Genomic DNA, 17,309 nt, shown 5'->3' with positions numbered 1-17,309 from the left:
GGGCACATAGACTGGCTCCTGCCGCCACGCTCCTGACCAGGAAGACACGCATGACTGCATCCGACCTGCCCGATCCCCTCGACGTCGTCGCGCTCGACGCCGCCGTCGACGCCGCACTGGCCGACATCGCCGCCGCCGGCGACCTCGAGGCGCTCCGGGCCGTCCGCACCCAGCACACCGGCGAGAAGAGCGCCCTCGCGCTCGCGAACCGCGCCATCGGCGGCCTGCCCGGCCCCGACAAGGCGGCCGCGGGCAAGAACATCGGCCCTCGACGCGGTCGGGTGAACCAGGCGCTGGCCGCCCGGCAGGTCGAGCTCGAGGCCGAGCGCGACGCCCACGTGCTCGTTGCCGAGACCGTGGACGTCACGCTGCCGACGGAGCGTTCGGCGCGCGGTGCGCGTCATCCGATCGAGCTCGTCCAGGAGCGCGTCGCCGACTTCTTCGTCGGGCTCGGCTGGGAGATCGCCGAAGGGCCCGAGGTCGAGGCGGAGTGGTTCAACTTCGACGCCCTGAACTTCGGCCCGGACCATCCCGCGCGGCAGATGCAGGACACGTTCTACGCGCTGTCGCCGTCGGGCGAGGCCAACAACCTGGTGCTGCGGACGCACACGTCCCCGGTGCAGGCCCGGTCGATGCTGTCGCGCGGGGTGCCGCTGTACATCGCGTGCCCGGGCAAGACGTTCCGCACCGACGCGCTCGACGCCACCCACACGCCAGTGTTCCACCAGGTCGAGGGTCTCGCCGTCGACGAGGGCCTGACGATGGCGAACCTGGTGGGGACGCTGGACGCGTTCGCCCGGGCGATGTTCGGACCGGACGCCAGGACGCGGCTGCGCCCGTCGTTCTTCCCGTTCACCGAGCCGAGCGCCGAGCTCGACCTGTGGTTCCCGCAGAAGAAGGGCGGCGCCGGCTGGATCGAGTGGGGCGGCTGCGGCATGGTCCACCCGAACGTGCTGCGCGCGGCCGGCGTCGACCCCGACGTGTACTCGGGGTTCGCCTTCGGGATGGGGATCGAGCGCACGCTCATGCTGCGCCACTCCATCGCTGACATGCACGACATGGTGGAGGGCGACGTGCGCTTCTCCACCCAGTTCGGGACGGAGATCTGATGCCCCGCATCGTCGCAGACTGGCTCGGTGACCACGTCGAGCTCCCGGCGGACCTGACCGCCGACCGCCTCGCCGCCGACCTCGTGAAGGTCGGTCTCGAGGAGGAGGAGATCCACCCCGCGTCCGTCACGGGCCCGCTCGTGGTCGGCCGGGTGCTGGCGCTCACGGGCGAGCCGCAGAAGAACGGCAAGACGATCAACTGGTGCCTCGTCGACGTGGGCCCGGAGCACAACGCGACGCAGATCAAGGGCGTGGACGACGCCGACGTGCCGGCGGGCGGGGCACGCGGGATCGTGTGCGGTGCCCACAACTTCGGCGTCGGTGACCTGGTGGTCGTGTCCCTGCCGGGCACGGTGCTGCCGGGCGGGTTCGCGATCGCGGCCCGCAAGACGTACGGCCACGTGTCGGACGGCATGATCTGCTCCGTGCGCGAGCTCGGGATCGGCGACGACCACGACGGCATCCTCGTGCTGACCGAGGCGGGCTTCGCCGCCGAGGACCTGACGCCGGGCCGGTCGGCCACGGAGCTGCTGGGCCTCGGTGACGAGGTGCTCGAGATCAACGTGACCCCGGACCGCGGCTACGCCTTCAGCTATCGCGGTGTCGCGCGCGAGTACGCGCACTCCACGGGTGCGTCGTTCACCGACCACGGCCTGCCGACCGGCGCGGAGCCGACAGCGACGCCGGACGGTTTCGCCGTCGAGGTGGACGACGCCGCACCGATCGACGGGCGCACGGGATGCGACCGGTTCGTCACGCGGATCGTGCGCGGCATCGACCCGGCCGCCACCACGCCGGCCTGGATGAAGCGCCGGCTCGAGGGCTCGGGGATGCGCGCGATCTCGCTGGCCGTGGACGTCACGAACTACGTGATGCTCGACCTGGGCCAGCCGCTGCACGCCTACGACCTCGCGAAGGTCGCCGCGCCGCTCGTGGTGCGGCGGGCCCTGCCGGGCGAGCGGCTCACGACGCTCGACGACGTCGACCGAGCCCTGGGCGCGGAGGACCTGCTGATCACCGACTCGCCCGACGGCGAGCGCGGGTCGCGCGTGCTCGGCCTGGCCGGGGTGATGGGCGGTGCGTCCTCGGAGGTCTCCTCGACCACCACCGACGTGCTGGTCGAGGCGGCACACTTCGACGCCGTGAGCGTGGCGCGCACGTCGCGGCGCCACAAGCTGTCCTCCGAGGCCGCGAAGCGGTTCGAGCGCGGAGTCGACCCGCGCCTGCCCGCCGTCGCGGCCCAGCGCGTCGTCGACCTGCTGGTCGAGCACGGTGGCGGGACGGCGGACGTCGCGGTCAGCGACCTGGACACGACGACGCCACCGACGCCGATCGACCTCGACGTCACGCTGCCGTCGCGGACGGCCGGCGTCGACTACACCCGCGCCCAGGTGGTCGGCATCCTGGCGCAGATCGGCTGCGAGGTCTCGGGCGACGGCGAGGTCGTGGTCGTCACGCCGCCGTCCTGGCGGCCGGACCTCACCGAACCCGCCACCCTCGTGGAGGAGGTCGTGCGGATCGCCGGCTACGACCAGATCCCCTCGGTCCTGCCCGCTGCACCCGGTGGCCGCGGGCTCACGCCCGAGCAGCGGGTGCGCCGGTCGGTGGCCCGCACGCTCGCGGACGCCGGCCTGGTGGAGGTGCTGTCGTACCCCTTCATGGGGGCGGCAGACCTGGACGCCCTGCACCTGCCGGCCGACGACCAGCGCCGCACCGCGCTGCGACTGGCCAACCCCATGGCCGACGACCGGCCGCTGATGCGCACGCACCTGCTGGTCACGCTCCTGGAGACGGCGCGGCGCAACGTGTCCCGCGGCCTGGAGGACGTGGCCGTGTTCGAGCTCGGCCTGGTGACCCGTCCCACCGCGGACGCCCCGGTCGCCCCGCAGCTGCCGGTCGGTGTCCGTCCGGACGAGTCCGACCTGGACGCGCTCGCCGCCGCGGTGCCCGCCCAGCCGCGGTTCGTGGCCGGTGTGCTCAGCGGTCGTCGCAGCCCTGCCGGCTGGTGGGGCGCCGGGCGGCCGGCCGACTGGTCCGACGCGCTCGACGTCGCACGCCAGGTCGTGGGGCACACGGGTGCCGACGTCACGATGGTGAACGACCCGGACCGGATGCCGTGGCACCCCGGTCGCTGTGCTCGGTTCGAGCTGGCGGACGGTCGCACGGTGGGCCACGCGGGCGAGCTGCACCCGAAGGTCGTGGAGTCCCTGGGGCTGCCGTCCCGGGCGGTGGCGTTCGAGCTCGACCTGTCGCTGCTCGTCGACGCGGCACCCGGCGCCCCGGTCGCCGCCACGCCCGTCTCGGCGTTCCCTGCGGCCAAGGAGGACTTCGCGTTCGTCGTGGACGCGGACGTGCCGGCGGCGGACGTCGAGGCGGCGGTGGTCGCCGGTGCGGGCGAGCTGCTGGAGGATGTGCGGCTGTTCGACGTCTTCACCGGCGAGCAGGTCGGGGTGGGCAAGAAGTCGCTCGCGTACTCGCTGCGGCTGCGTGCCGCGGACCGCACGCTGAGCGCCGACGAGGTGCGTGGCGTCCGTGACGGCGTGGTGGCTGCGGCCGCCGAACGTGTCGGGGCGGTGCTGCGTGGCTGAGTCCACCGACGCGCAGCCGTCCGGGCCGGTGCAGGTCGCGCCGGCCCGGACGGCGCTCGTCACCGGCGCGTCCCGCGGCATCGGTCGCGCGGTCGCGCTGGGTCTGGCGGGGGCGGGGCTCGATGTCGCACTGCTGGCACGCGACGCCGAACGTCTCGCCGAGGTTTCGCGCGAGGTGCGCGCCCTCGGGCGTCGCGCCCTTGAGCTGGTCTGCGACGTCACGGACGCCGACGCCGTGGCGGACGCCGTCCGGCTCGCCGAGGCTCCTGCGGCGGAAGGCGGCCTCGGCGGCGTCGACCTCCTGGTGAACAACGCCGGCCGCATCGACGCCGAGGTCCCGGTCTGGGAGGCCGACCCGGACGAGTGGTGGCAGGTCATGGAGACCAACGTCCGTGGCCCCTTCCTGCTGGTGCGCCACGTGGTGCCGGGGATGCTGGCCCGTGGTGGTGGCCGGGTGATCGACCTCAACAGCGGGTCCGGGTCGCACGACATGACGTACTCCAGCGCCTACAACCTCTCCAAGACGGCGCTGATGCGGCTGGGTCACCACCTGCACGCGACGGGCTTCGCACGGGGGCTGCGCACCCTGGAGCTGGCACCGGGTGTGGTGACGACGGACATGACGGCCTCGATGCGCGCCCACGACGGCCGCACGGAGTGGACTCCGGTGGAACGTACCGTCGAGGCGGCCGTGGAGTTCGCCCGCGGGGACCTGGACGCGTGCTCGGGCTGGTTCGTGCGCGTCTCCGACGACACCCCGGAGTCGCTGCGCGCCCTCGCGGTGGCGCGCGACGTCGTGGCGGGCGACGTGGCGGCGCCCCGGCACCTGCGGGTCCTGCCCGCCGGTGACGCCGACCCGATGACCGACGTGCTCACCGGACGCTGAGCGTCACACCCGACAGACGACCTCGCCGTGCAGGATGGAGATCCAGCCGTCGGGGTCCTCGGTCCAGCGTTGCCATGCTGCCGACATCTTCTGCAGGTCCTCCCGGCTCCCCAGCCCGGTCTCGACGACCTGGTCGGCCATGCGCGAGTCGAGGATGCGTGCCGCCCACATGCGTCCCCAGTACTCCCGGTCCTCGGGCGTCGCGAAGCACCACACCGACGCACTCGGGGTCACCTCGGTGAAGCCTGCCGCCCGTGCCCAGGCCAGCAGCCGCCGTCCGGCGTCGGGCTCGCCACCGTTCGCCCGGGCAGTGGACTGGTACAGGCCCATCCAGGTGTCCAGCTCGGGCAGGCGCGGATACCAGGTGAATCCCGCATAGTCGCTCTCGCGAGCCACCACGACGCCACCGGAGCGGCACACACGTCGCATCTCCTTCAGTGCCAGCACCGGTTCAGCGAGGTGCTGCAGCGTCTGGTGAGCATGGACGACGTCGAAGGTGCCGTCGTCGTAGGGCAGCGAGTAGACATCCTGGGCGGCGAACGTGAGGTTCTCGGCACCGACGTCGCGGGCGTGCCGGGTCGCCTCGACCAGGACGTCGGCGGCCCGGTCGACACCGATGACGGCACCCGGCGCTACGCGCACGGCGATGTCAGCCGTGATGGTGCCTGGTCCGCAGCCGACGTCGAGGACGGTCGTGCCGGGAGTCAGGTGGTCCACGGCGTAGGCCGCCGAGTTCTCGACGGTGCGCCAGCGGTGGGAGCGCAGCACCGAGTCGTGATGCCCGTGGGTGTAGGTCTCTGTCATGCCGCGATCCTGGCATTCTGTCCGCAGAATGGGAAGGACCGTACTGATGGGTAAGACGCTGCGCGGTTCGGGCTGGTCAGCGGCGCTCGTCGCGCCAGGCGATCCACTGTGCTGCGGTCGACAGGTCGTAGTCCGGCCCGTTGACGCCGATCGTGAGCAGTGTGGCCCCGGCGGCGAGGATCGCGTCCCCGGTCTCGGACGGCGGCCCGTCGACCCCGACGGACCGCTCGACGAGGGTGCTGGTGTCGCGCCCGACGTCGGCGCCGTGCTCGTCGAGGATCGCCGACTTGCGCTGCAGGGTCTCCGCGTCGCCGAACGAGTGCCAGATGTCGGCGTGCTCGGCCACGAGGCGCAGCATCTTCTTCTCGCCGCCGCCACCGATGAGCAGCGGGACGTCACGGGTGGGTGCGGGGTTGCCCACGGCGGTCCGACGCCGGATCCGGGGAAGGGCCTCGGCGAGCGCCGCGATGCGGGACCCGGCCGTGCCGAACTCGTACCCGAACTGGTCGTAGTCCTTCTCGTTCCAGCCGGCGCCGATGCCGAGGATCAACCGCCCACCCGAGATGTGGTCGACGGTGCGGGCCATGTCGGCCAGCAGGTCGGGGTTGCGGTAGCCGTTGCCGGTCACCAGCGCGCCGATCTCGACCCGCTCGGTCTGCTCGGCCCAGGCGCCCAGCATCGTCCAGCACTCGAAGTGCTTGCCGTCCAGGTCGCCCGTGAGCGGGTAGAAGTGGTCCCAGTTGAAGACGACGTCGACGCCGAGGTCCTCGGCGCGCAGGACGGCGTCGCGGATCTGGCCGTAGTCGGCGTGCTGGGGCTGGAGCTGGACGGCGATGCGCACCGGACGTGCCTCAGGTGTGGTCATGTCTTCAACCTAAGCGCTGCGCCGGGCAACGGTGAAGACCTGCCGGTGCCGGTCAGGGGATCATCAGCACCTTGCCCGTGGTCGCGCGCCCCTCGAGCGCCGCATGGGCCGCGGCGGCGTCGCCCAACGGGAACCTCGCACCGATGCGGACGTCGAGGTCGCCGTCGGCCGCGGCGCGGAACACCTCGCCGGCGCGCCACTCGAGCTCGGACCTCGTGGCCGTGTAGTGGGCGAGCGTGGGGCGGGTGACGAACAATGAGCCGGCGCCGTTGAGGCGCTGCAGGTCGAACGGCGGCACCTGTCCGGACGCGCCGCCGAACAGCACGAGCGTCCCGCGCCGGCGCAGGGAAGCCAGCGACGCGTCGAACGTCGCGGCACCGACGCCGTCGTAGACGACGTGCACCCCGTCGCCGTCGGTGCGGTCGCGCACGACGGCGGGCAGCTCGGTGCCGATGTCGTTCATGCGGGCGTAGTCGATGGTGTGCGCGGCGCCCGCGGCGGACGAGAGCGCGGCTTTCTCCGGGTTCGAGACGGTGGTGAGCACGCGGGCCCCGCGCGCGACGGCCAGCTGGGTGAGGAGCAGCCCGACGCCGCCGGCGCCGGCGTGCAGCAGGACGTCGTGGCCGGCTCGGACCTCGAACGTCGAGGTCACGAGATAGTGCGCGGTCATGCCCTGCAGCGGCAGCGCGGCGGCGGTCTCCAGGTCCAGCTCGTCCGGCACGACGACGGCCTCGCTCGCGGGGACGACGACGAGCTCGGCGTACGAGCCCGGGGCGGAGGCCCACGCGACCCGGTCGCCGACGGCGAAGTCGGTCACCTCCTCGCCGACCGCCTCGACGACGCCCGCGCCCTCGGAGCCGACGACGTGGGGGAACTCCATCGGGTAGACACCGCCGCGGCGGTAGGTGTCGATGAAGTTGACCCCGGCGGCCGCGAGCCGCACGAGCAGCTGGCCGGGACCCGGCGTCGGGTCGCCGAGCTCGGTGAGGGACAGGACTTCGGGACCACCCGCGCTGCGGGCCACGACGGCATGCATCACCCGAGCGTATCGAGGCGGGCGGGACGCCGCCGGGACCGCGTCGGAGCGGCGTCGGAGCGGCGCCGGAGCGGCGCCGGAGCGGCGCCGGGCCTGCGCCGGGCCTGCGCAGGTCGGTGCCGTCAGGTGCGGGCGAGCTCGGCGATCAGGGCCAGGCTGCCGCCGGGCAGGTCGACGTGCTGGTGCCGGGTCAGGTGCAGGCCTGCCTCGCGGGCGGCGTCCGCGACGAGCTCCGGCGTGCGGAAGTCGTCGTGGCGGGTCGGGAAGTCGTGCGGGTTGCCCGGACCGCCGAAGGCCGCGAAGGTCGCGGTCACGACGACACCGGTCGGGGCGAGCACGCGCGCCCACTCGCGCAGGGCGGCGCCGCTGTCGGCGAACAGGTGCAGCGCCGTCACGCACGTCACGAGGTCGGCGGAGCCGTCGGGCAGGGGGAGGTCGGCGGCGTCCGCCAGGACCAGCTCGGCGCGCAGCGCCGCGATCCCGGCGGTCTCGCGCCGGGCGACGTCGAGCATCCCGGTCGAGAGGTCGCACCCGGTGGCCTGCAGGACCCGTCCGCGCTCGGCGAGGCGGCGGGCGAGGGCCCGCAGGGCCAGCGCGGTGCCGGTCGCGACGTCGACGACGGCGTCGCGTCGTTCGAGTGCGCCGTCGACGTCGCAGAAGGCGGCCACGGCGTCCGCGAGCGCCACGTGCATCTCGTTGTCGTAGGTGGGTGCGCGACGGTCGTACTCGGCGCTGACGGCTCGGCGGTGCTCTTCGGTGGTGGTCACGGCGGCGACCCTACCGACGCGTCTAGGGTGACCCGGTGAGCATCACGATCCGCGCAGCGAGCGCGGCGGACTGGCCGGCGCTGTGGCCGATCGTCGAGCCCGTCGTCCGCGAGGGCGAGACGTACACGTACCCCCCGGACGCCACGAGCGAGCAGGCCCGAGACCTCTGGCTCGCGGAGCCGCCCGGTGAGACGGTGCTCGCGGAGGACGGCGGCGTCGTCCTCGGGACGGCGCGGCTGGGTCCGAACAAGCCGGGCCACGGCGACCACGTCGGGACGGCTGGCTTCATGGTGGCGCCGGCGGCCCGGGGCAGGGGAGTGGCCCGGGCGCTCGCGCTGCACGCGATCGACTGGCACCGCGAGCTTGGCTACCGGGGAATCCAGTTCAACGCGGTCGTGGAGACCAACGTGGCGGCCGTTCACCTGTGGCAGTCGCTCGGGTGGCGGATCGTGGGGACGGTCCCGGGGGCGTTCCGCAGCCCGCAGCACGGCTTCGTGGGGCTGCACGTCATGTACCTCGATCTCACTGCGGAATAGGTTACGGGCCAGGCGCATAGGTATGTATAGTGGCGCCATGCCGCACACCACCTCACCGCACCTGCGCGTCGCCGTCGCCGGGGCCTCCGGCTATGCCGGCGGTGAGTTCCTCCGGCTCGCGTCCCACCACCCGCACCTCGAGATCGGGGCGCTGACGGCCCACTCGAACGCGGGCAGCCGGCTCGGCGAGCTGCAGCCGCACCTGCGCTCCCTGGCCGACCGGGTGCTGGAGCCCACTACGGCCGGGGTGCTCGCCGGCCACGACGTCGTCGTCCTCGGCCTGCCGCACGGGGCGTCCGGCGAGATCGCCGCCCAGCTTCCCGACGACGTCCTCGTGCTCGACCTCGGTGCCGACCACCGGCTCGTCTCCGCCGCGGACTGGACGGCCTTCTACGGCTCCCCGCACGCGGGCACCTGGCCCTACGGCCTGCCGGAGCTGGTCCACGCCGACGGCAGCGGCCAGCGCGACCACCTCGCCGGCGTCCGGCGCATCGCCGTGCCCGGCTGCAACGTCACGGCCGTCACCCTCGGGATCCAGCCCGGGATCGCCGCCGGGCTGGTCAGCCCGCTCGACCTCGTGGCCGTGCTGGCGAACGGGTACTCCGGGGCGGGCAAGGCGCTCAAGGCGCACCTGCTCGCCGCCGAGGGACTCGGCTCCGCCGTCCCCTACGCCGTCGGGGGCACCCACCGGCACATCCCCGAGATCACCCAGAACCTGCGCGTCGCCGGCGTGCCCGAGGTGTCGATCAGCTTCACCCCGACCCTCGTGCCCATGTCGCGCGGGATCCTCGCGACCGTGACCGCCCGGCTGGCGCCCGGCCACGAGGGCACGAGCGCCGCCGAGGTCCGCTCCGTCTGGGAGCAGGCCTACGCCGGGGAGCCGTTCGTCGAGCTGCTCCCCGAGGGGCAGTGGCCCACGACGGCTGCGACGCTGGGAGCCAACACCGCGCTGGTCCAGGTGGCGCTCGACGCCGCCGCCGGGCGGGTCGTCACCGTCACCGCCCTGGACAACCTCGTCAAGGGCACCGCGGGCCAGGCCCTGCAGGCCATGAACCTCGCCCTCGGCCTGCCGGAGACGGCCGGCCTGCTCACCGAAGGAGTCGCACCATGACGACCATCGCCAGCACCTCCGGCGCCGAGGCTTCCGGCGCCGTGACCGTGCCCGCAGGGTTCCGGGCCGCCGGCGTCGCCGCCGGGCTGAAGTCGACCGGCGCCCGCGACGTCGCCCTGGTCGTCAACGACGGTCCGCTGTCCACGGCGGCCGCCGTCCTGACGTCGAACCGGGTGCAGGCCGCGCCCGTGGTGTGGACCCGCCAGGCTGTGTCCGACGGCGCCGCCCGCGTCGTCGTCCTCAACTCCGGCGGTGCCAACGCCTGCACCGGCCCCGACGGCTTCGCCGACACCCACCGCACGGCCGAGCACGTCGCGGACGTGCTCACGTCGGTCGCCGCGTCGCCCGACGACGAGGTCGGCGCGGGCGACGTCCTGGTCTGCAGCACCGGGCTCATCGGCCTGCGCCTCGACCTCGACGCGCTCCTCGGCGGCGTCGACGCCGCGGCGACGGCGCTCACGGCCGACGGCGGCGACGACGCCGCACTCGCCATCATGACCACCGACACCGTGCCCAAGGAGGCCGTCGCCGGGCGCGACGGCTGGAGCGTCGGCGGCATGGCCAAGGGCGCGGGCATGCTCGCCCCGGGGCTGGCCACGATGCTCAGCGTGGTCACGACGGACGCCGTCGTGGACGCCGAGACCGCCGACGCCGCCCTGCGCGCCGCGACGGCGACCACCTTCGACCGCGTCGACTCCGACGGCTGCATGTCGACCAACGACACGGTGATCCTGCTCGCCTCCGGCGCGTCCGGCGTCGAGGTCTCGCTCGACGACCTCACCGCGGCCGTGACCGAGGTCTGCGCCTCGCTCGCCCGCCAGCTCGTCACGGACGCCGAGGGCGCCAGCCACGACGTCGCCGTCACCGTGCGCGGCGCCACCACCGAGGACGCCGCCCTCGCGGTCGCCCGCGCCGTGACACGGTCCAACCTGTTCAAGGCCGCCGTCTTCGGCAACGACCCCAACTGGGGCCGCATCGTGTCCGCCGTCGGCACCGTGCCCGAGGACGTCGCCCCGTACGACCCGCTGGCCCTCGACGTCACCGTCAACGGCGTCCAGGTCTGCCGCGCCCAGGGCGTCGGCGAGCCCCGCGAGCTCGTCGACCTCGCCGCGCAGCGCGAGGTGGTCGTCGAGATCGACCTGCACGCCGGCGACGCCACCGCGACCGTGTGGACCAACGACCTCACCCACGACTACGTCCACGAGAACAGCGCGTACTCCTCATGAGCGACTTCCACTTCGACACCCGCACCGACCTGCGCCCCGACCAGAAGGCCGAGGTGCTCATCGAGGCGCTGCCGTGGCTCCAGGAGTTCGCTGGAGCCGTCGTCGTCGTCAAGTACGGCGGCAACGCGATGGTCGACGACGAGCTCAAGGCCGCCTTCGCCGAGGACATGGTGTTCCTGCGCCAGGTGGGCGTGCGTCCCGTCGTCGTGCACGGGGGCGGGCCGCAGATCAGCCGGATGCTCGACCGACTCGACATCGCCAGCGAGTTCCGCGGCGGCCTGCGCGTCACGACGCCCGAGGCGATGGACGTCGTGCGCATGGTCCTCACCGGGCAGGTGCAGCGCGAGCTCGTCGGCCTGCTGAACTCCCACGCCCCGCGGGCGGTCGGCCTCTCCGGCGAGGACGGCGGCCTCTTCGGCGCGGTGCGCCGCCATGCCGTCGTCGACGGCGAGCACGTGGACGTCGGCCTCGTCGGTGACGTCGTGCGCGTCACCCCGTCCGCCGTGCTCGACCTGCTGGACGCCGGCCGCATCCCCGTGGTCTCCACCGTCGCGCCCGACGTCGACGACCCCACCCAGGTGCTCAACGTCAACGCGGACACGGCGGCCTCGGCGCTCGCCGTGGCGCTCGGCGCGAAGAAGCTCATCGTGCTCACCGACGTCGAGGGCCTCTACACCGGCTGGCCGGACAAGGACTCGCTGGTCGAGGAGATCACCGCCTCAGACCTGGCCACGCTGCTGCCCAGCCTGCAGTCGGGGATGGTCCCCAAGATGGAGGCGTGCCTGCGGGCGGTGCAGGGCGGTGTGCCGCGCGCGTCCGTGATCGACGGACGTCAGCCCCACTCCGTGCTGCTCGAGGTCTTCACCACCCGGGGCAACGGCACCATGGTCGTCCCCGACGCGACGGGAGCAGAAGCATGAGCGAGATCACCGAGCGCAGCGAGCTGACCGGCCAGGGCTGGACCCAGGCCTACACCTCGGCGGTCATGGACACCTTCGGGCCACCGCAGCGGATCCTCGTGCGCGGTGAGGGGGCGTACGTCTGGGACGCCGACGGCAAGCGCTACCTCGACCTGCTCGCCGGGATCGCGGTCAACGCCCTCGGGCACGCCCACCCGACCCTCACTGCCGCCGTCAGCGCCCAGCTCGGCACCCTGGGCCACGTGTCGAACTTCTTCGGCACGCCCGCCCAGATCACCCTCGCGGAACGCCTGCTGCGCCTCGCCGAGGCGCCGGACGGATCACGGGTGTTCTTCACGAACTCGGGCACCGAGGCCAACGAGGCCGCCTTCAAGATGACCCGCCGCACCGGGCGCACCCGGGTGCTCGCCCTCGAGGGCGGGTTCCACGGACGCACCCTCGGAGCGTTGGCGCTCACGGCCAAGGAGGCCTACCGCGAGCCCTTCGAGCCGCTGCCCGGCGGGGTGGAGCACCTGCCGTTCGGCGACACCGGCGCGCTGGAGCAGGCGTTCTCGCCCGACGTCGTCGCCGCACGGGGCGAGGTCGCCGCGCTCGTCGTGGAACCGATCCAGGGCGAGGCCGGGGTGCGCGAGCTGCCCGCCGGCTACCTCGCCCTCGCGCGCCGCCTCACCACCGCGGCGGACGCCCTGCTCGTGCTCGACGAGGTCCAGACGGGCATGGGCCGGACCGGCTCGTGGCTCGCCCACCAGCAGCCCGAGATCGGCGGCGGCGTCGTGCCCGACGTCGTCACCCTCGCCAAGGGCCTCGGCGGCGGCATCCCGGTCGGAGCGGTCATCGCCTACGGGGACCGCGCCGCCGGACTGCTCGGACGTGGCCAGCACGGCACGACCTTCGGGGGCAACCCGGTCGCCGCCGTCGCCGCCCTGGCGACCATCGGCGTCATCGAGCGCGACCGCCTCCTGGCGCACGTCGTCGAGGTCGGCGAGGTCCTGCGCCGCGCGATCGAGGGCGCCGGCAACCCGCTGGTGGCCGAGGTGCGTGGCCGCGGCCTGCTGCTGGCCGTCCGGCTCACGCGGCCCGTCGCACCGGAGGTCGCCGCCGTCGCCCTCGAGGCGGGCTTCGTCGTCAACGCCGTCGCGCCCGACGCGATCCGCCTGGCCCCGCCCCTGGTGCTCACCATCGACCAGGCCCTTGACGCCGCGCGGTTCTTCGCCGACGTCGTCGTCCCCGACTCCTCGAAGGAGAGCTGACATGCCCCGCCACTTCCTGCGCGACGACGACCTCGCCCCCGCGGAGCAGCGCGAGGTCCTCGAGCTCGCCTGGGCGTTCCGCGAGGACCGGTTCGTGCGCACCCCGCTCTCCGGGCCCCGCGCCGTGGCGCTGCTGTTCGACAAGCCCACCCTGCGCACCCAGGTGTCCTTCTCCGTCGGCGTCGCCGAGCTCGGCGGCTTCCCGACGCTCGTCGACGGTCGGCTCGCCCAGGTCGGCGTGCGGGAGTCGGTCGCGGACGTCACCCGCGTCCTCGACCGCCAGGTCGCCGCCGTCGTGTGGCGCACCTTCGGCCAGGACCGCATCGAGGAGATGGCCGGCGTGTCCCGCGTGCCCGTCGTCAACGCGCTCACCGACGACTTCCACCCCTGCCAGATCCTCGCCGACCTGCTCACCGTCGCCCAGCACCGCGGCGGCCTCGACGCCCTGCCCGGGCAGCGCCTCGCCTACGTGGGCGACGCCGGCAACAACATGGCGGCGTCCTACCTGCTGGGTGGCGTGACGGCCGGGATGCACGTGGCCGTCGCCGGACCGGAGGGCTACCTGCCGCCGGCCGACATCGTCGCGCGGGCCGAGGAGATCGCCGCCACGACCGGCGGGTCGGTCACCGTCACCACGGACGTGCGCGCGGCGGTCACCGGCGCGGACGTCGTCGCCGCTGACACCTGGGTGTCCATGGGCGACGAGGACGAGGCGACCGAACGCCTCGCCGCGCTCGCGGGCTACCAGGTCGACGGCGCGCTGCTGGCCGTCGCGAAGGACGACGCGATCCTGCTGCACTGCCTTCCCGCCTACCGCGGCAAGGAGGTCACCGCAGAGGTGATCGACGGCCCGCAGTCCGTCGTGTGGGACGAGGCGGAGAACAGGCTTCACGCCCAGAAGGCCGTGCTGACGTTCCTCCTGGAGCAGCGATGAGCTCCACCGCCGGCCCCGCACCGTCCACCAAGGCCGCCCGCCAGGCGCGCATCGTGGACATCGTGCGGCGCACCGCCATCCACTCCCAGGCCGAGCTCGCCCGGGCGCTCGCGGACGAGGGCCTCACCGTCACCCAGGGGACGCTGTCGCGCGACCTGGTCGAGCTGCGTGCCGAGAAGGTGCGCAGCTCGGCCGGTCCGCTCGTCTACGCGGTGCCCGGCGAGGGCGGGGACCGCAGCGTCCAGGGTGCCGGCGTCGGCGACCACGACGCGGGCTACCTCGCGGCGCGCCTGGCCCGCCTGTGCGCGGACCTGCTCGTCTCGGCCGAGGCGTCCGGCAACCAGGTGGTGCTGCGCACCCCGCCCGGGGCGGCGAACTACCTGGCCTCGGCGATCGACCACTCGGTCTTCCCCGGCGTCCTCGGCTGCCTCGCCGGCGACGACACGATCCTGGTGATCTCCCGGGACCCCTCCGGCGGCGACGACCTCGCCCGCCGGTTCCTCGAGCTCACGGCGTCCCACGACGCCTGAGCCGCACGAACCCTGTCAGACTCGACACGTACCGCACCACAAGGAAGAAGAAACCCATGACTGAACGCGTCGTGCTCGCCTACTCGGGCGGCCTGGACACCTCCGTCGCGATCGGCTGGATCGCCGAAGCCACCGGCGCCGAGGTCGTCGCCGTGGCGGTGGACGTCGGCCAGGGCGGCGAGGACATGAACGTCATCCGCCAGCGTGCGCTGGACTGCGGCGCGGTGGAGGCCTACGTGGCCGACGCGCGCGACGAGTTCGCGACCGAGTACTGCATACCGGCCCTCAAGGCCAACGGCCTCTACCTCGACCGCTACCCGCTGGTCTCGGCGATCTCCCGGCCGGTCATCGTCAAGCACATGGTCCGTGCGGCGCGCCAGTTCGGTGCGACGACGGTCGCGCACGGCTGCACTGGCAAGGGCAACGACCAGGTCCGTTTCGAGGTGGCCACGACGTCGCTCGCACCCGACCTGCGCTCGATCGCCCCGGTGCGTGACCTGGCCCTGACGCGTGAGAAGGCCATCGACTACGCCGAGAAGCACGACCTGCCGATCGCGACGACGAAGAAGAACCCGTTCTCCATCGACCAGAACGTGTGGGGCCGGGCCGTGGAGACGGGCTTCCTCGAGGACATCTGGAACGAGCCCACCAAGGACGTCTACTCCTACACCGACGACCCCACCTTCCCGCCCGTCGCCGACGAGGTGGTCGTGACGTTCGACCAGGGCGTGCCGGTCGCGCTCGACGGCGTCGCGGTGACCCCGCTGCAGGCCATCCAGGAGATGAACCGTCGTGCCGGTGCCCAGGGCGTGGGCCGGATCGACATCGTCGAGGACCGCCTGGTCGGCATCAAGTCCCGCGAGGTCTACGAGGCGCCCGGTGCGATCGCGCTGATCGCCGCCCACCAGGAGCTCGAGAACGTGACGCTCGAGCGCGAGCAGGCCCGGTTCAAGCGGGGCGTGGAGCAGCGCTGGACTGAGCTCGTCTACGACGGCATGTGGTTCAGCCCGCTGAAGAAGAACCTCGACACCTTCGTCGACGACACCCAGAAGTACGTCTCCGGCGAGGTGCGTCTGGTGCTGCACGGCGGGCGGGCCACCGTGACGGGCCGCCGGTCCGAGGCCGCGCTGTACGACTTCAACCTCGCGACCTACGACGAGGGCGACACCTTCGACCAGTCCCACGCCAAGGGCTTCATCGAGATCTACGGTCTGGCCGCCAAGCAGGCCGCGGCGCGTGACGAGAAGTTCGGCAACGGCGTCGACTTCGGCGTGGGGACGTTCTGATGGCCGACGTCGACGAGCGCGGCGGCGACGACGCCGAGACGACGGCCGACGCGCCGTCGGTGAGCCTGTGGGGCGGCCGGTTCGCCGGCGGGCCGTCGCCGGAGCTGCAGGCGCTGTCGCAGTCGACCCACTTCGACTGGGCGCTCGCGTCGTACGACATCGCCGGCTCGCGGGCGCACGCCCGCGTGCTGGCGGGTGCCGGCCTGCTCGACGACGACGAGCTCGCGGGCATGATCGACGCGCTCGACCGGCTCGAGGCCGACGTCCGGTCCGGGGACTTCCGTCCGGTGCTGGCCGACGAGGACGTGCACACGGCCCTCGAGCGCGGCCTCCTCGAGCGGGCCGGGGACGACCTGGGCGGCAAGCTGCGTGCGGGGCGTTCGCGCAACGACCAGATCGCCACGCAGGTGCGCCTCTACCTGCGCGAGAACGCACGGCTGATCGCCCGCCAGGTGCTGACGGTCGTGGACGAGCTCATCACGCAGGCGCAGGCGGCCGGCGAGGCGGTCATGCCGGGGCGCACGCACCTGCAGCACGCGCAGCCGGTCCTGCTGGCCCACCACCTGCTCGCCCACGCGTGGCCGCTGCTGCGTGACGTCGACCGCATCGTCGACTGGGACGTGCGGGCGGCGCACTCGCCGTACGGTTCGGGCGCGCTGGCCGGGTCGTCCCTCGGGCTGGACCCGGTGGCGGTGGCGACCGAGCTGGGCTTCGACGGCCCGGTCGAGAACTCGATCGACGGCACCGCGTCGCGTGACGTGGTGGCGGAGTTCGCGTTCGTCGCGGCGATGATCGGCATCGACCTGTCGCGGTTGTCCGAGGAGATCATCCTGTGGAACACCAAGGAGTTCGGATTCGTGCGGCTCCACGACTCGTGGTCCACCGGGTCGAGCATCATGCCGCAGAAGAAGAACCCGGACATCGCCGAGCTCGCGCGCGGCAAGTCGGGTCGTCTCGTCGGTGACCTCACGGGGCTGCTGACCACCCTCAAGGGCCTCCCGCTGGCGTACAACCGCGACCTCCAGGAGGACAAGGAGCCGGTCTTCGACCAGGTCGCCACCCTGACGGTGCTGCTGCCGGCCTTCGCGGGGATGGTGCGCACCCTGACCTTCGACACCGATCGGATGGCCGAGCTGGCACCGCAGGGCTTCTCGCTCGCCACGGACATCGCCGAGTGGCTGGTCCGCTCCGGCGTGCCGTTCCGTGTCGCGCACGAGGTCTCGGGCTCCTGCGTGCGGGTCTGCGAGGAGCGTGGCATCGAGCTGTGGGACCTCACGGACCCCGACCTCGCCGCGATCTCGGAGCACCTCACCCCGCAGGTGCGCGAGGTGCTGTCCGTCGAGGGGTCGGTGGCGTCCCGCGACGGCGTCGGCGGCACGGCCCCGGCCCGGGTGGCCGAGCAGCTCGACGCGGCGAAGGAGCGCGCCACCGAGTTCCGCTTCTGGGCCGAGGGCTGACCGG

Annotated in this window: 16 protein-coding genes; 12 read left to right on the top strand and 4 right to left on the bottom strand. The window is 73.3% G+C overall.

Features of this window, described 5'->3' with window-relative positions:
• The first annotated feature begins 50 nt into the window (after positions 1-50).
• The 3 genes from pheS to ACNHYB_RS04370 are packed head-to-tail and all read left to right on the top strand — an operon-like array spanning position 51 to position 4,583.
• Positions 51-1,109 carry a phenylalanine--tRNA ligase subunit alpha gene (gene pheS, locus ACNHYB_RS04380; RefSeq protein ID WP_418277165.1) on the top strand — a complete coding sequence of 353 codons (1,059 nt, stop codon included), beginning with the start codon at positions 51-53 and terminating at the stop codon, positions 1,107-1,109.
• Positions 1,109-3,697 carry a phenylalanine--tRNA ligase subunit beta gene (pheT, locus tag ACNHYB_RS04375; protein ID WP_418277164.1) on the top strand — a complete coding sequence of 863 codons (2,589 nt, stop codon included), beginning with the start codon at positions 1,109-1,111 and terminating at the stop codon, positions 3,695-3,697. Before pheS ends, pheT begins: the two co-directional genes overlap by 1 nt.
• Positions 3,690-4,583, top strand: coding sequence for an SDR family NAD(P)-dependent oxidoreductase (locus ACNHYB_RS04370; protein WP_418277163.1), 894 nt, complete (start codon positions 3,690-3,692; stop codon positions 4,581-4,583). Before pheT ends, ACNHYB_RS04370 begins: the two co-directional genes overlap by 8 nt.
• Before the next feature lie 3 nt (positions 4,584-4,586).
• Here ACNHYB_RS04370 and ACNHYB_RS04365 read toward each other — a convergent pair whose 3' ends face one another.
• From ACNHYB_RS04365 to ACNHYB_RS04350, 4 genes are all read right to left on the bottom strand, one after another.
• Entirely contained in the window at positions 4,587-5,387 is an 801-nt protein-coding gene (locus ACNHYB_RS04365; protein ID WP_418277161.1) for a methyltransferase domain-containing protein, read from the bottom strand.
• Between the two features lie 76 nt (positions 5,388-5,463).
• Complete coding sequence (locus ACNHYB_RS04360) at positions 5,464-6,252, bottom strand: LLM class F420-dependent oxidoreductase (protein ID WP_418277160.1); 789 nt, start codon at positions 6,250-6,252, stop codon at positions 5,464-5,466.
• 52 nt (positions 6,253-6,304) lie between these two features.
• A complete protein-coding gene (locus ACNHYB_RS04355) occupies positions 6,305-7,288 on the bottom strand; it encodes a quinone oxidoreductase family protein (RefSeq protein ID WP_418277159.1) in 984 nt (327 codons plus the stop codon).
• Positions 7,289-7,410: 122 nt separating this feature from the next.
• Entirely contained in the window at positions 7,411-8,055 is a 645-nt protein-coding gene (locus ACNHYB_RS04350; RefSeq protein WP_418277158.1) for a class I SAM-dependent methyltransferase, read from the bottom strand.
• A 35-nt stretch (positions 8,056-8,090) separates the two neighbouring features.
• Here ACNHYB_RS04350 and ACNHYB_RS04345 point away from each other — a divergent pair, with 35 nt between their 5' ends.
• From ACNHYB_RS04345 to argH, 9 genes are read left to right on the top strand one after another with little or no spacing between them, the layout of a single operon-like run.
• Positions 8,091-8,591, top strand: a complete 501-nt coding sequence (locus tag ACNHYB_RS04345) for an N-acetyltransferase family protein (RefSeq protein ID WP_418277157.1) — start codon at positions 8,091-8,093, stop codon at positions 8,589-8,591.
• 37 nt (positions 8,592-8,628) lie between these two features.
• Positions 8,629-9,702, top strand: a complete 1,074-nt coding sequence (gene argC, locus ACNHYB_RS04340) for an N-acetyl-gamma-glutamyl-phosphate reductase (RefSeq protein ID WP_418277156.1) — start codon at positions 8,629-8,631, stop codon at positions 9,700-9,702.
• On the top strand, positions 9,699-10,928 hold the full coding sequence (gene argJ, locus ACNHYB_RS04335) for a bifunctional glutamate N-acetyltransferase/amino-acid acetyltransferase ArgJ (protein WP_418277155.1): 1,230 nt from the start codon (positions 9,699-9,701) through the stop codon (positions 10,926-10,928). Before argC ends, argJ begins: the two co-directional genes overlap by 4 nt.
• On the top strand, positions 10,925-11,848 hold the full coding sequence (gene argB / locus ACNHYB_RS04330; protein ID WP_418277154.1) for an acetylglutamate kinase: 924 nt from the start codon (positions 10,925-10,927) through the stop codon (positions 11,846-11,848). The genes argJ and argB overlap by 4 nt, the downstream gene beginning before the upstream one ends.
• The gene (locus tag ACNHYB_RS04325) at positions 11,845-13,098 is read left to right on the top strand and encodes an acetylornithine transaminase (protein WP_418277153.1); all 1,254 of its coding nucleotides are present in this window, start codon (positions 11,845-11,847) and stop codon (positions 13,096-13,098) included. The genes argB and ACNHYB_RS04325 overlap by 4 nt, the downstream gene beginning before the upstream one ends.
• Before the next feature lies 1 nt (position 13,099).
• Complete coding sequence (argF, locus tag ACNHYB_RS04320) at positions 13,100-14,032, top strand: ornithine carbamoyltransferase (protein WP_418277152.1); 933 nt, start codon at positions 13,100-13,102, stop codon at positions 14,030-14,032.
• Complete coding sequence (locus ACNHYB_RS04315) at positions 14,029-14,562, top strand: arginine repressor (RefSeq protein ID WP_418277151.1); 534 nt, start codon at positions 14,029-14,031, stop codon at positions 14,560-14,562. The genes argF and ACNHYB_RS04315 overlap by 4 nt, the downstream gene beginning before the upstream one ends.
• Before the next feature lie 56 nt (positions 14,563-14,618).
• Positions 14,619-15,848, top strand: coding sequence for an argininosuccinate synthase (locus ACNHYB_RS04310; protein ID WP_418277150.1), 1,230 nt, complete (start codon positions 14,619-14,621; stop codon positions 15,846-15,848).
• A complete protein-coding gene (argH, locus tag ACNHYB_RS04305; protein WP_418277149.1) occupies positions 15,848-17,305 on the top strand; it encodes an argininosuccinate lyase in 1,458 nt (485 codons plus the stop codon). Before ACNHYB_RS04310 ends, argH begins: the two co-directional genes overlap by 1 nt.
• The last annotated feature ends 4 nt before the right edge of the window (positions 17,306-17,309 follow it).

Source organism: Isoptericola jiangsuensis (genome assembly GCF_048320105.1).
Lineage (GTDB): Bacteria > Actinomycetota > Actinomycetes > Actinomycetales > Cellulomonadaceae > Isoptericola > Isoptericola jiangsuensis_A.
Note: the sequence above shows the minus strand (reverse complement) of the source record. Positions and strands in the feature narration are given on the sequence as shown.